This window comes from Sphingobacterium sp. PCS056 (genome assembly GCF_023273895.1).
Lineage (GTDB): Bacteria > Bacteroidota > Bacteroidia > Sphingobacteriales > Sphingobacteriaceae > Sphingobacterium.
In genome coordinates this window covers 666,088-679,853 of the sequence record NZ_CP096883.1, presented here as the reverse complement: position 1 = coordinate 679,853, position 13,766 = coordinate 666,088, and the positions used below count along the sequence as shown (strand labels likewise).

Sequence of the window (13,766 nt, the reverse complement as noted above, 5' to 3'; positions counted from 1 at the left end):
CTAGGGTAATAGCGAGTGCGCACATTTACTTCCTCTTATTAGATATGCTTAAATTTAGGTATTGAAATTTGAAATGTTGTTCCATGTTCCTCTATAGATTCAAATTGAACTGTTCCCCCCATTGCCTCAATTGTTTTTTTAACAAACACCAATCCTAGTCCAGTACCAGAACTCTTGGTCGTAAAATTAATCTCAAATATTTTAGAACGCATTTCTTGAGGAATTCCTGATCCATTATCTTTTATTTTAATGATGTAATCATCCCGATCACCATCAGTAATACTAATATCAATTTTTATTTTTCTCTTACCAAAACCCGCTTCAATGGCATTTTTCAGAAGATTATTAAAAGTTCTCATCATTTGATCTCGATCTCCTTCTACAAAGAGATAGGCATCATTTGTTTGATTCATTAATCTAATTTGAGCTTGCGGATTCTGTATATAAACTCCAATTGATTTATTTATTTTTTCCAATAAATTGATCTTCTCATATTTCGTGTCTGGCAGTTTCGCAAAAGCCGAGAATTCTTTAGCAATATGTGTCAAACTATTTATTTGCTCAATGAATGATGCTGAAATACGTTTAAATCGTTCTTCAAATTTCGGATCATTGTCATAGTATGATTTGGTTAGCTGTTGAATACCAAGCTTCATAGGAGTTAGCGGATTTTTGATTTCATGAGCCACCTGTTGTGCCATTTCTCTCCAAGTAGATTCCCTTTCATTATCCTTTATTTTATTCGCATAATCCTCTAGTTTTAATATCATGAGATTATATTCTTTGATGAGAGCGCCGATTTCATCATTTCGCTGCCAAAATAAAGGTTCATTCTGTTGTCCCAAATTTGTTTGCGCCAATTTTTTACTAATTAAACTTAGTGGTTCAGTGATTTTATTAGCAACGAAAGCTGCATAAAATCCAAAACCAATAATAATCAGCGAATAAATATTGATAAGTGTATTTAAAAGAAGATTTTTATTTAAGTTATCATCCTTTTGAGCATTGAAATTTGGAATAGCCAGGTATGCAATAGTCGCATAATTTTCATCTCTAATAGTGGCATAACTGGATTCATATCTAAAGTCACCTACACCTTCTTTCTCTATCGTCTCTGATTTTTTTAAAAGTGATAATTTTCTAAATGCATTCGGATTCATGAAGGTTGATAAGATATTAAGGTCATAAATCTTGGGTTGCGAACTGTATAATAAACGACCCGATTTAGAGTACAGAGAGAAGTCTTTTGATAGCGATTCGGATAATAACTTCAAATAATAAATTAGTCGATTCTCCCTTTCTTCAGCAGAATTTGTGGTACTAATGATACTTTCTAGCCTTTTACTAATATCTGTAACCGTTTTTTCTCTTTCCAAAGTATTGTTATAGGCTAATTGCATATTAATACTGACAAACGATATGATACCAGATATCAGAATTGCCAATATAATTGAAGAAATAAATAGCGTTTGAATTCTAGAGCTATATTGTATGCTATTGACTAAATATAAATAATGATATTTAATACTTCGAATTTTAAACGACTTGTTTTTAAAAATATTTGAACCATAAGTGATCGTATTAAAGATTGAAAAAAAGATAAATATGACCAAAAATAAAAATGAAGCGGTCGCCAAATATTCCCAAGCTGTCTCTTTTGGATTGCTAACCAAAAATGTTGTATGACTATTAGGTCTATACAGCACATGAAAATAGTTGTCCTTACCATCCATATTAATATATTCACCAACTTTTTTAGGATAATCATGATCATGACTTGGATAATTGTATTTTCCATATTGGGTGACTAGATTTCCATCTTTATAGAGTGCTATAGAGCTATTACTAAATGATTCGACCTCCATATTATTTAATCTCGAATCAACCAGTATTTCGGGATAAGGTAACGCATAATTAAACGACCTGTTTTTTAGATTGAGGTAGAGAGAGACTGTATTGTGAGCATCTATAGGAAGGTTTATGATTGAAAAATACTCATGTGTTCCTAACTCACTATTCAAGCGATAGAAGTTATTACTTATTTTTAATGAATTTTTTATAACCTTTTCCCTGTACTCTTCTACTTTATTATTCTTATACTGAGCAAGTTCTTTATTATTATTATAGTAGAATCCCATAAATTCATATCTTGAAAGGTATCCACCAAGATATTTTTGCTCGATATATTCATTTATGGTTTGAGTATTGGTATTAGGTAAACTGATTTTGAATAAATGTTTTAACTGTTCATCTTTCAGTATATCTTTTTCAATTTCTGTATAGAGTGATATAGCATTAATGTCATCCTCCGCTTCTAGATTACTAATAAAAAGCTTCATATTATCCACTTTTTTCATTTTAAAATAGTGACCATGATAAACGGAACAGATGATCGATAAAAGGATGATAACGATGATATGAGTTGCTAATTTGAATTTTGATTTTAATAAGGAATTGAAAGAGCGTATCAGTATAATTACAGCAAGTAAAATATTGACCAATCCATTATTTTCTCTCAATACAGTGCCTACGATAATAAATATGATAAGGGAAATCAGATGGATATTGAGAAGTACTGTATCTGATATTTTAAGCTTTCTAATCGTAGAAATCACAATATCAATATACAATGTTAGCGTCATCAAACTGAAACACATGATAAAAAGATCAATCCAAGTGAATGTATTTAATTCAACCAGTTTAGTAAAATCAACAGCCGTAGTGGGAGAATGTGTAACCAGCGTACCTAATGTTCTATAAAGAAGAGTAAAGAAGAAGTATATGCTCAGTATGGAAAACAAGGTAAAACATACCTTTAAAAATTTACTTTTGATATATTCAGCAAAAAGAAATTTACTTTTTATATTGTATAAAAATAAGGTAAAAAGAAAAATAAAGAAAGTTGTAACCAGTAAACCCCAGATATTGGGAAACAAATAGTTATAGGCATAATTTTTTGGATTGAAAATCCCTAGATTAGCATGAATACTGAGCCAATCAGAGTTAAGATCTATAAAACGTAATGTCACCAGTGCTGTAAAGTATAAAATTACTCCAAGTATTACTTTACCATTATTAACCAGTAGATTCGCAATATTATGGATGAGCGTTATAAAGCATATGGCTGCCAGAATCCACGATAACGTTTTTAAGACACTAAATAAATTCTGAACCTGTCCCGATTTTAATTTAATCGAAAACAGATACGTTTTATCCTTGCTGTATATATTTTTAATATTTCCACTATCGTTATAATCTGCAATTTCAATATTATTACTTTTAGAAATCAAGGGTGAAAATGCTTTTGTGAAATATTCATTATTGATATTAAAATATTTCTTGATCGTCACATAAGCCAAGACGGTCGTATTGCCAATCTCCTTTTTCTTAACAATGAATGTTCGATCATTTGTTGTAATATAATTAACGGTATTTTTTAATCCACCATCTGTGAGCGGTACGAATATATTAGAACTCCACAGCAATAATTCATGATTTTTAAATATAAAGAGCGCGATCCCTTCCTCCTTATCATATTTTTCAAGGATATGGTAAGATTGTTCTGGATATTTCTCCGCATTTTTAAACGTTTTTAAAACAATAGGATCTGCAAATAAGTGTTTAATCAAATCTTCCTTTTCATGAATTTTTGATTCAAGGTTTGCTGTTTCAAAGTTTAGAATATCCTTACTCGAGATCGATTGTTGTAAAGTAATAGCAGTAACGATAAAGCTTAACGTCAGCAGTATAAGTAAAAGTCTTATTTTAGAGGATACTGGCACTATATAATCTGTAAATTGAGAATGAATGAATATATAAATATATAAAAAAAGTCCTTACAAAAAGATTTGTAAGGACTTATCTATAAAAGGATATTTTATTATCCGTGGATATCTTCCTCTCTGAAAAGTTTTGCACCCAAGTACTCACGATTCATTCGAGCAATATTTGTTAATTTGATACCTTTAGGACATTCTGCTTCACAAGCACCAGTATTAGTACAGTTACCAAAACCTTCTGCATCCATTTGATCAACCATCGCCTGAGCACGCTCATAACGTTCCGTTTGACCTTGTGGTAATAAAGCGAATTGAGATATCTTTGCTGAAACGAATAACATCGCTGATGCATTCTTACAAGCAGCAACACAAGCACCACAACCGATACAAGTCGCTGATTCGAAAGCCTCATCTGCAATACGTTTTGGAATCAAAATGTTATTAGCATCCTGTGCACCTCCCGTATTTACATTGGTATAACCACCAGCTTGTTGAATACGGTCAAATGCAGTACGATCTACCGCTAAATCTTTCAATACAGGGAACGCAGCAGCTCTCCAAGGTTCAATAACAATTGTTTGTCCATCATGGAATGAACGCATGTGCAATTGACAAGTAGTGATACCATATTTCGGTCCGTGAGGACGTCCGTTGATCACTAATGAACACATTCCGCAAATCCCTTCACGACAGTCATGATCAAAGTAAATAGGATCTTCGCCTTTACGAGTCAATTCATCATTTACGATATCAAGCATTTCTAAGAATGACATATCATCGGCGATATCATTTGCTTGTACAGTTACGAATTGACCTTTTGATTTATCGTTTTTTTGACGCCAAACTTTTAGCGTTAAATTCATATGTGCACTCATAATAATAATATTGAGTCTATCAATTGACTACTATAATAGTAGTCAATGATATTATTTATAACTTCTTTGTGTTAATTTAACGTTTTCGAAAACTAACTCTTCTTTATGAAGAACCTCCGGTTGATTTTCACCTTTAAATTCCCAAGCAGACACATAAGTAAACTCTTCGTCAATACGTAGAGCCTCACCCTCTTCTGTTTGCGACTCTAAACGGAAGTGACCACCACAAGATTCTCTGCGGTTTAATGCATCATCAACCATTAACTCACCCAATTCGATGAAATCAGCAACACGACCAGCTTTTTCCAGCGACATGTTTAACTCTTCATTTTCACCTAGTACCTTTGCATTTGACCAGAATTCTTTTTTCAAGTTTTGAATCAATCCTTTAGCTTTAGTTAAACCTTCAGCAGTACGGGCCATACCACAGTATTCCCACATGATCAAACCTAATTCTTTATGAAGATCATCTACAGTTTTAGTACCATTTAAGGCTAATAATGCATTGATTCGTGTTTCAACCTCTTTGCGAGTTTCTTCAAATGCAGGATGATTTTTATCAACAGGAGCAAAAGAACCTAAGTTTGCAAGATAATCTCCAACAGTATAAGGAATCACAAAGTAGCCATCCGATAATCCTTGCATTAAAGCAGAAGCACCTAAACGGTTAGCTCCGTGATCAGAGAAATTACACTCTCCTAATGCATATAATCCAGGGACAGTAGTCATTAAATTATAATCAACCCATACACCACCCATTGTATAGTGAACAGCAGGGTAGATACGCATCGGTTGTTTGTAAGGATTCTCATCTGTAATTTGATAGTACATATCAAATAAGTTACCATATTTTTCACGTACAGTATCTTCTCCCAAACGGCCGATTGCTTCGGCAAAGTCTAAGAATACAGCAACACCTGTTTTACCAACACCACGTCCTTCATCAACTGCTTCTTTAGCATTACGAGAAGCAACGTCACGAGGGACTAAGTTACCAAATGATGGATACTTACGTTCTAAGAAGTAATCTCTATCTTCTTCTTTGATATCAACAGCCTTTAATTCTCCTTTTTGAAGTTTTTGTGCCAATTCAACTGTTCTAGGAACCCACACACGACCATCATTACGCAATGATTCTGACATCAACGTTAATTTGGACTGGTGATCACCAGTAACAGGAATACATGTTGGGTGAATTTGGGTATAACATGGATTTGCAAATAAAGCACCACGTTTGTGCGCTCTCCAAGCAGCCGTTACATTACATCCCATAGCATTAGTAGAAAGGAAGAATACGTTACCGTATCCACCAGTACATAATAATACTGCATGACCTTCATGTGATTCGATTTTACCAGTAACTAAGTCACGAGTTACGATACCACGAGCCTGTCCATCAATTTTAACAAGGTCAAGCATCTCATGACGAGTGTATGATTTCACTTTACCTTTATGTATCTGACGGTTTAAAGCCGAATATGCACCTAATAATAATTGTTGTCCAGTTTGACCACGAGCGTAGAAAGTACGCGATACTTGTGCACCACCAAAGGAACGATTATCCAATAAACCACCGTATTCGCGAGCGAAAGGAACACCCTGCGCAACACATTGATCGATGATATTAGTAGATACCTCAGCTAAGCGGTACACATTTGCTTCGCGAGCACGGTAATCACCCCCTTTGATCGTATCATAGAATAAACGGAAAACAGAGTCACCGTCATTCTGATAATCTTTTGCCGCATTGATACCACCTTGAGCTGCGATAGAGTGCGCGCGACGAGGTGAATCTTGATAACAGAAAGTTTTTACATTGTAACCCAATTCTGCTAAAGAGGCAGCTGCAGAAGCTCCTGCCAATCCTGTACCAACAACGATAATTGTAAATTTACGTTTGTTAGCAGGGTTAACCAGCTTCATTTCAAATTTATGTTTTGACCATTTTTGAGCCAATGGCCCCGCAGGTACTTTTGAATCTAACATATCTTATATTTTATTTATTAGATCGTGCCTTATAGCACTATCCTAAAATATTGTTAACGGAAATAGAAATATAATGGCATTGCTGCAAATAGGATTGGAATAATTACACCAAAAACCCATACACCAATAAATTGAACCAATCCAATGTATCTTTTGTGATTGAATCCAACTGTTTGGAAAGCAGATTGAAAACCGTGGATTAAGTGGAATGCTAAAGCAGCCATCGCAATGACATACAAAGCAACCAAACCAACATTCTTGAAAGCATAATCAACTTGTTTATACAAGTCACGTGCTTTCACAATTTCAACACCATTTTCAGAAACGATAGAATAATCATGAAAATCTGCAGCTTGGATTTCTTGATGTGTAGTAACACCTGTCGATAGATCTGTACGATACTCGATGTAAGGTGTTTTGTCATTATGGTATTTCCACCAAAAATTTGACATGTGCGTCGCCAAGAATACCAAAATAACAGTACCTAAAATCCCCATGTTACGTGAATTCCACTTGCTGTTTGCGCTTCCATCATAAGATGCATACCCAATCGGACGTGCAGCCTTATTTTTTAATGAAATCACGATTGCATAGATCACGTGAATGATTACTGATGCATACAATAAATAAGACACAACCTTAATAGGGGTAAAATGCGTCATGAAATAAGCGTACTTGTTGAACGCTAAACCCGCGTCATCTTTAAATAACTGCAAGTTTCCAATCAAGTGAACGATTAGGAACATACATAAAAAAAGTCCCGTTAAGCTCATGATTAGCTTCTTCCCGATTGAAGAACTTAAAACTGGCTTTGATTTACTCATTATCCTTTGTAATTTAATTTAATTAGGCAAATCTACTATTTGATATTAAATATGATACAATTTTGACAAGAAAAAGAAGTAATTTAGAACTATTCTAAATCTTTTGCAAAAAAGGCCCGCTAATTATGATAGCGAGCCCCTTATAAATTGTTTTTTAAAAGTCTATAGACTAAATAAACGATAACCTAGACCAATACTCCACATGTTGATTTTTGGATTTGCTTGACTATCGTTGACTTTATTCAATCCCATTTCATAACGTAGATCCACACGTAAACTAGAAACATCAGCACCAACACCAAAAGCCCATGCCGTATTTGTTTTTTTATAACTATTTGGATCCAGATTAGCAATTATTTTATCTTGTTTATCATCAACCTTAAAAGAAAATATAGGTCCAGTTTGGATCCTTGCACCAATAGGTCCTAAACCAAAACGTTTTCCCAATAGCACAGGGATATCAACCGAAGTAAATTTTACATCTGTTGTTTCCCCGCCATCTGTTGAGACAGTGGTGTTTTTGCCAGTAATGTAAATCTCAGGTTGTACATGGAAACCTAATACACCGACACGTCCATACAGACCCGCCTGATATCCAGCTTTGTTGTCTGAATTGAAATACTTACCATCACTTTTAAATTTAGAAAAGTTTAAGGCACCCTTTAAACCAATTTCAAATCCAGGCAACAATTGTGCATTAGCAGTAGCAACACTTCCGCAAATTAATAGTAATGCAGGTAAAATTTTCTTCATAACTGTTATTTTCTATATAAATTGTATCTTTAACTAAACTTTCATCAAGTTTCAAAAATATAAGCAAATTTTATACCTAAAAAATGACAAGGCTCAAAATAACAACATCTGATTGGAATATAGCGAAAGAAAAAATAAAAAGAAAATATAATCATCTCCATGATGCAGATTTATCCTTTGAAGAGGGAGATGAAGAAAAACTGATTAAGCACCTGATGATTCGTCTCAACAGAGATCGAGAATATATTATATTTACGCTATCCAAGTCATTAAGTAATATTGAAAGTAATCGTTTATAATGGAAGAAATATCTTGGAGTGATTTTGAAAAAGTTGATTTACGTGTAGGTACAATCCTTACCGTAGCAGATTTTCCGAAAGCTCGAAAACCAGCCTATCAATTGACCATTGATTTTGGTTCAACAATAGGTGTTAAACAAAGTAGTGCCCAAATAACCGTACATTATAGTAAAGATGAATTAATTGGAAGACAAGTAGTAGCAGTTGTTAATTTTCCAAAAAAACAAATAGCAAACTTCTATTCAGAATGTTTAGTAACAGGATTTGCTGATGAGGATGGAAATATCATTTTAACAACAGTAGAAAAGAAAGTGCCCAATGGCGCTAGATTAATGTAATATGCGATATATCGATTTTGAAGGAACTTCTGTAGACAATGCAGATGATTTTTTTATGAAACAAGCATTGAAAGAAGCACACATAGCAATGGCAGAGGGGGAGGTTCCGATTGGTGCTGTTATCGTTCATAAAGGAAATATAATAGGAAGAGGTCACAATTTGACACAACGTCTTAATGATGTAACCGCCCATGCAGAGATGCAGGCATTTACTGCAGCAGCAAATCATTTAGGAGGCAAGTATTTGGTAGATTGTACACTTTATGTAACTGTAGAGCCCTGTGTTATGTGCGCTGGTGCTGCATATTGGACACATATAACAAGAATTGTGTTTGGAGCGAAGGACGACAAAAGAGGCTACTCGCAATTTCATGATAAAATTTTGCATCCCAAAACCATTGTTGAATCAGGAAAGCTTGGTGAAGAATGTGCAGAGCTGGTTAAATCATTTTTTCGTCAAAAACGCTACTAAACATCAGATTATTTCATCCCGAAACGAAACATAAAACTATATTAAACGTTATATTTGCATATAACAATCTTTTAAATAAACACAAAAATAAATAATTATGGCATTTGTATTAGAAGCGTTACCATACGCGTCAGACGCATTAGAACCACATATTGATAAAGCTACTATGGAAATCCACCATGATAGACATCATCAAGCATATGTAGATAACTTAAATAAAGCAATTGCTGGCACAGAAGCAGAAAACTTGTCTTTAGAAGATATCATTAAAAATATTAGTAAATACCCTGCAGCAGTTCGTAATAACGGTGGTGGACATTATAATCACAAATTATTTTGGACCGTATTAGGTCCAAATGCTGGCGGCGAACCTACAGGAGAATTAGCAACAGCTATCAATGAAACTTTTGGATCTTTTTCAGAATTGAAAACACAATTGCAAAATGCTGGTGCTACTCGTTTTGGATCTGGCTGGTCTTGGTTAATTGTCAATGCTGAAGGTAAATTACAAGTTACTTCTACTCCAAATCAAGATAATCCATTGATGGACGTTGCTGAAGTAAAAGGTACACCTATTTTAGGAATTGATGTTTGGGAACATGCATATTATTTAAAATTTCAAAATAAACGCCCAGCTTACTTAGAAGAAATTTTCAATGTGATTAACTGGGATGCAGTAGCAAAAAATTATGCTGCGGCTAAATAATTTTTTAGCTTTTGTATAAACATATAAGGCGGTAAAATGATCACATTTTACCGCTTTTTTAATTTGTAATCGTATGAATATCAGTAATCGTTACATCCATCTTTTTGCATTATTTGCGATTTGCAGCTTATGGTCATCATGCCAGCCCTCCGCTACAAAAAATCAAGCACTATCTTTTGACCACTTACCCGATATGCAGTCCGGAAAACTGGATACCGCTACTTTTGCAGCAGGTTGTTTTTGGTGTGTAGAGGCACAATTCAAAACACTGGAAGGAGTACAACAAGTGATTTCGGGATATACCGGAGGAAAAACAAATAACCCGACTTATGTCCAGGTAAGTACAGGAGCAACTGGACATGCCGAAGCTGTCAATGTCTTATATGATCCTCAGAAAATTAAGTTTGACACCTTATTGAAAGCATTTTTTATAGCGCATGATCCAACACAGCTAAATAGACAAGGAAATGATGTAGGAACTCAATATCGCTCAGCCATATTTGTTCATGATAAACAACAATTATCAAAAGTCAATTATTACTTACAGAAGATGAAAGAAGAACATCTTTATGAGCGTCCGATTGTAACAGAAGTCGTTCCTTACAGTACGTTCTACAAAGAAGAAGATTATCATCAGGATTATTATGCAAATAACCAAGATGACCGTTATTGTCAATATGTGATTAAACCAAAATTGGAAAAGTTTAAACATATTTTTACCAGTACGGCCAAAGACTAATTGAATAATTGGAACTCGGATTAAAATCTTGTAAATTTATTCTGAATTTTGATAAACTCATTGAAATTCAGGTTTTTGAAAACATAAAATTATTACTATGATAAAAGGATTTTTTAATGTACCTACACCCACAAATGAGCCAGTTTACTCATATGCTGTTGGTACTAAGGAACGTAAATTATTAAAAGCAGCTATCGATGAAGCCCGTGCTAGGCAAATTGACGTTCCGATGTATATTGGCGGAGAAGAAGTACGTACAGAAAATAAAGTATCGATCAACCCACCACACGATCACCAACACCTTTTAGGACACTATAACCAAGGTACAAAAAATCATGTAACAGACGCTATCAATGCAGCTTTAGCAGCTAAAAGCGATTGGGAAAACTTACCATGGGAAGATCGTGCAGCTATCTTTTTGAAAGCAGCAGAATTAGCATCTACAAAATACCGTTACAAATTGAATGCAGCAACGATGTTGGCGCAATCAAAAAATCCTTATCAAGCAGAAATTGATTCGGCATGTGAGTTCACTGACTTTTTACGTTTCAACGTACAGTACATGACCGAAATCTATGCACAACAACCCCCTGTATCTGGAAAAGGAGTATGGAATCGTTTAGAACAACGTCCATTAGAGGGCTTTGTATTTGCTTTGACACCTTTTAATTTTACAGCCATTGCAGGAAACTTGCCATCATGTGTTGCTATGATGGGCAATGTGGTCGTATGGAAACCATCGAATGCACAGATTTATTCTGCCCAAGTGTTGATGGAGATCTTTATCGAAGCAGGTTTGCCAGCTGGTGTGATCAACTTAGTATATGTATCAGGACCTGATGCAGGTGAGGTAATCTTTAAACACCCAGATTTTGCAGGTATTCACTTTACTGGTTCTACAGGTGTTTTCCAAGATATTTGGAAGACAATTGGAGAAAACATTCACCGTTATAAAACATACCCTAGAATAGTTGGTGAAACAGGTGGTAAAGATTTTATCGTGGTACATCCATCAGCAGATCTACAAGTTACCAATACAGCATTAGTGCGTGGTGCATTTGAATACCAAGGACAGAAATGCTCGGCAGCTTCCCGTGCATATGTTCCAGCATCGATGTGGCCGGCATTGAAAGATGCAATGACAGCAGATGTAAATTCATTCAAAATTGGTGGAACAGAAGATTTTACAAACTTTATCAATGCAGTTATTGACGAAAAATCATTTGATAAATTAGCCAAATATATTGACCGTGCTAAAGCTTCCGATAATGCAGAAGTGGTAATCGGTGGTACGTATGACAAATCTAAAGGATATTTTGTTTCACCAACAGTTATCTTAGCTAAAAAGTCAGATTATGAAACCATGTCAGAAGAATTATTCGGGCCAGTTTTGACGATTTTTGTTTATGAAGATGACAAATGGGAAGAGACGTTAGAAATTGTTGATAAAACATCTATCTATGCATTAACAGGTTCAGTTATCGCAAAAGATCGTTATGCAATAGCACAAGCAACACATGCATTGCGCAATGCAGCTGGTAACTTCTATGTCAATGACAAATGTACTGGAGCTGTAGTAGGTCAACAGCCATTCGGTGGAGCTCGTGGTTCAGGTACAAATGATAAAGCCGGTTCTATGATCAACCTATTACGTTGGGTATCTCCACGTACGATCAAAGAAACCTTTAATCCGGATACAAATTACAAATATCCATTTTTAGAAGAAGGCGAATAATCGAGTAGGACTCATAAACAAGACAAGGCGTTTACATAGTAAACGCCTTGTCTTGTTTATGATAAAATAGAATTTTTATTTTTTGAGATGTCCCACGATATCGCCATTATCTTTGATCATTTTTATGTCCAGAGATCTTTTATCACCATGTACATCGATCACCGTTCTTTCACCTGTCTTGGGTCCACCGCCAATAAACAGTGTATAGTTATGGTCTTGGTCAGGGGGGTGATAACCATAGTGGTGTGTATGACCTGTAATCATCACATCAATTTTATATTTTTGAAACAATGGATGAAAGGTGGATCGGTTATGTAATGTGCCGTGCCAATCATCAGCGTGGAAAATAGGAATGTGGCTGACCACTACCGTATGTTGAGCTGATTTTCTTTCTTTTGATTGCAATACTTGTTCTAACCAAACCGCCTGTTCTTTGCGATAATGATCATAATCTACAGTCCCACCATATACTTTATGGGTATCGGGCTTATCCTCTCCACTGTCTAGTAGAATCCAATAAATAGGTCCCAATTTGAAAGATTGATAAAATTTATTTTCGGGATAACCGAAATACTTCTTGAAAATACGCGAAAATGAGCCTCTAGTTTCATGATTTCCCCGATTCATGATAAAAGGTTTACTCGTTTCAAAAAATGAAAAGGGTTGTAGCAGTTTTTCGGTGATATCATTTTGGTTGCTTACATAATGAAAAGAATCTCCATTAAGAATCGCAAAATCATATCTATCTAGATTTTGATTAGGCACCAGATCTTTGTATGTATTCTTTGTTTCATGAACATCGTTGTATATCAAGCAACTGATTTGATCTTGGTCTTTTTTCGCTAATTTTGCAGAAAAAATATCCGATTTAATTTCCTCGCCATAAACAATTTTATAAGCCTCAAATTTAAGAACTTCCTTAGCTACAATTCTATATTTAAATCTTCTTGGAGCATCAATTATGGTAAACTTAAACAAGTCAGTATTTGCTTCCAACATACCATCTTCACTTTGATATATTTTGCTCTTGATCTGATTGTTGTCATCTAAGATTTCTAGCCAAGCAAATGCAGGTTTATTGAGAATCGAAAATACGCTTATATTATTATTGATCTGATTCTGTAAATATGCGGGGACGATAAAATCAAATTTTACGCTATTACTAGCCTCAATTTTTTTATTTGCAAAGCTTATGTTTGGTAATGTTATACCTGCAATAGTTAAGGCTTCTAAAAATTTTCTTCGGTTGATACTCATGAG

12 protein-coding genes are annotated in these 13,766 nt (G+C 34.7%); 6 read left to right on the top strand and 6 right to left on the bottom strand.

What is annotated here, in order from left to right; genetic code table 11:
• Nucleotides 1-38: 38 nt before the first annotated feature.
• The 5 genes from MUB18_RS02790 to MUB18_RS02770 all read right to left on the bottom strand — a co-directional run bounded on the left by MUB18_RS02790 (nt 39) and on the right by MUB18_RS02770 (nt 8,217).
• A complete protein-coding gene (locus tag MUB18_RS02790; RefSeq protein ID WP_248754912.1) occupies nt 39-3,782 on the bottom strand; it encodes a sensor histidine kinase in 3,744 nt (1,247 codons plus the stop codon).
• A 98-nt stretch (nt 3,783-3,880) separates the two neighbouring features.
• Nucleotides 3,881-4,654 (bottom strand): succinate dehydrogenase/fumarate reductase iron-sulfur subunit, encoded by a 774-nt coding sequence (locus MUB18_RS02785; protein ID WP_248754911.1) that lies wholly within the window; start codon nt 4,652-4,654, stop codon nt 3,881-3,883.
• Nucleotides 4,655-4,705: 51 nt separating this feature from the next.
• Nucleotides 4,706-6,640: a fumarate reductase/succinate dehydrogenase flavoprotein subunit gene (locus tag MUB18_RS02780; RefSeq protein WP_045754626.1), complete on the bottom strand. Its 1,935-nt coding sequence runs from the start codon at nt 6,638-6,640 to the stop codon at nt 4,706-4,708.
• Between the two features lie 53 nt (nt 6,641-6,693).
• Nucleotides 6,694-7,464, bottom strand: coding sequence for a succinate dehydrogenase cytochrome b subunit (locus MUB18_RS02775; protein WP_248754910.1), 771 nt, complete (start codon nt 7,462-7,464; stop codon nt 6,694-6,696).
• A 162-nt stretch (nt 7,465-7,626) separates the two neighbouring features.
• The gene (locus MUB18_RS02770) at nt 7,627-8,217 is read right to left on the bottom strand and encodes a porin family protein (RefSeq protein WP_045754624.1); all 591 of its coding nucleotides are present in this window, start codon (nt 8,215-8,217) and stop codon (nt 7,627-7,629) included.
• A gap of 83 nt (nt 8,218-8,300) precedes the next feature.
• Between MUB18_RS02770 and MUB18_RS02765 the strand changes: the two genes are divergently transcribed.
• From MUB18_RS02765 to pruA, 6 genes are all read left to right on the top strand, one after another.
• Nucleotides 8,301-8,516, top strand: a complete 216-nt coding sequence (locus tag MUB18_RS02765; protein WP_045754623.1) for a hypothetical protein — start codon at nt 8,301-8,303, stop codon at nt 8,514-8,516.
• A complete protein-coding gene (locus MUB18_RS02760; RefSeq protein WP_045754622.1) occupies nt 8,516-8,854 on the top strand; it encodes a tRNA-binding protein in 339 nt (112 codons plus the stop codon). The genes MUB18_RS02765 and MUB18_RS02760 overlap by 1 nt, the downstream gene beginning before the upstream one ends.
• A 1-nt stretch (nt 8,855) precedes the next feature.
• Nucleotides 8,856-9,326: a nucleoside deaminase gene (locus MUB18_RS02755; protein ID WP_045754621.1), complete on the top strand. Its 471-nt coding sequence runs from the start codon at nt 8,856-8,858 to the stop codon at nt 9,324-9,326.
• A gap of 97 nt (nt 9,327-9,423) precedes the next feature.
• A complete protein-coding gene (locus MUB18_RS02750) occupies nt 9,424-10,032 on the top strand; it encodes a superoxide dismutase (protein ID WP_045754620.1) in 609 nt (202 codons plus the stop codon).
• A gap of 73 nt (nt 10,033-10,105) precedes the next feature.
• Nucleotides 10,106-10,771 carry a peptide-methionine (S)-S-oxide reductase MsrA gene (gene msrA, locus MUB18_RS02745; RefSeq protein WP_248754909.1) on the top strand — a complete coding sequence of 222 codons (666 nt, stop codon included), beginning with the start codon at nt 10,106-10,108 and terminating at the stop codon, nt 10,769-10,771.
• Between the two features lie 97 nt (nt 10,772-10,868).
• Entirely contained in the window at nt 10,869-12,506 is a 1,638-nt protein-coding gene (gene pruA, locus MUB18_RS02740; RefSeq protein WP_248754908.1) for an L-glutamate gamma-semialdehyde dehydrogenase, read from the top strand.
• 75 nt (nt 12,507-12,581) lie between these two features.
• Here pruA and MUB18_RS02735 read toward each other — a convergent pair whose 3' ends face one another.
• Nucleotides 12,582-13,763 carry a metallophosphoesterase family protein gene (locus tag MUB18_RS02735; protein ID WP_248754907.1) on the bottom strand — a complete coding sequence of 394 codons (1,182 nt, stop codon included), beginning with the start codon at nt 13,761-13,763 and terminating at the stop codon, nt 12,582-12,584.
• Nucleotides 13,764-13,766: the final 3 nt, after the last annotated feature.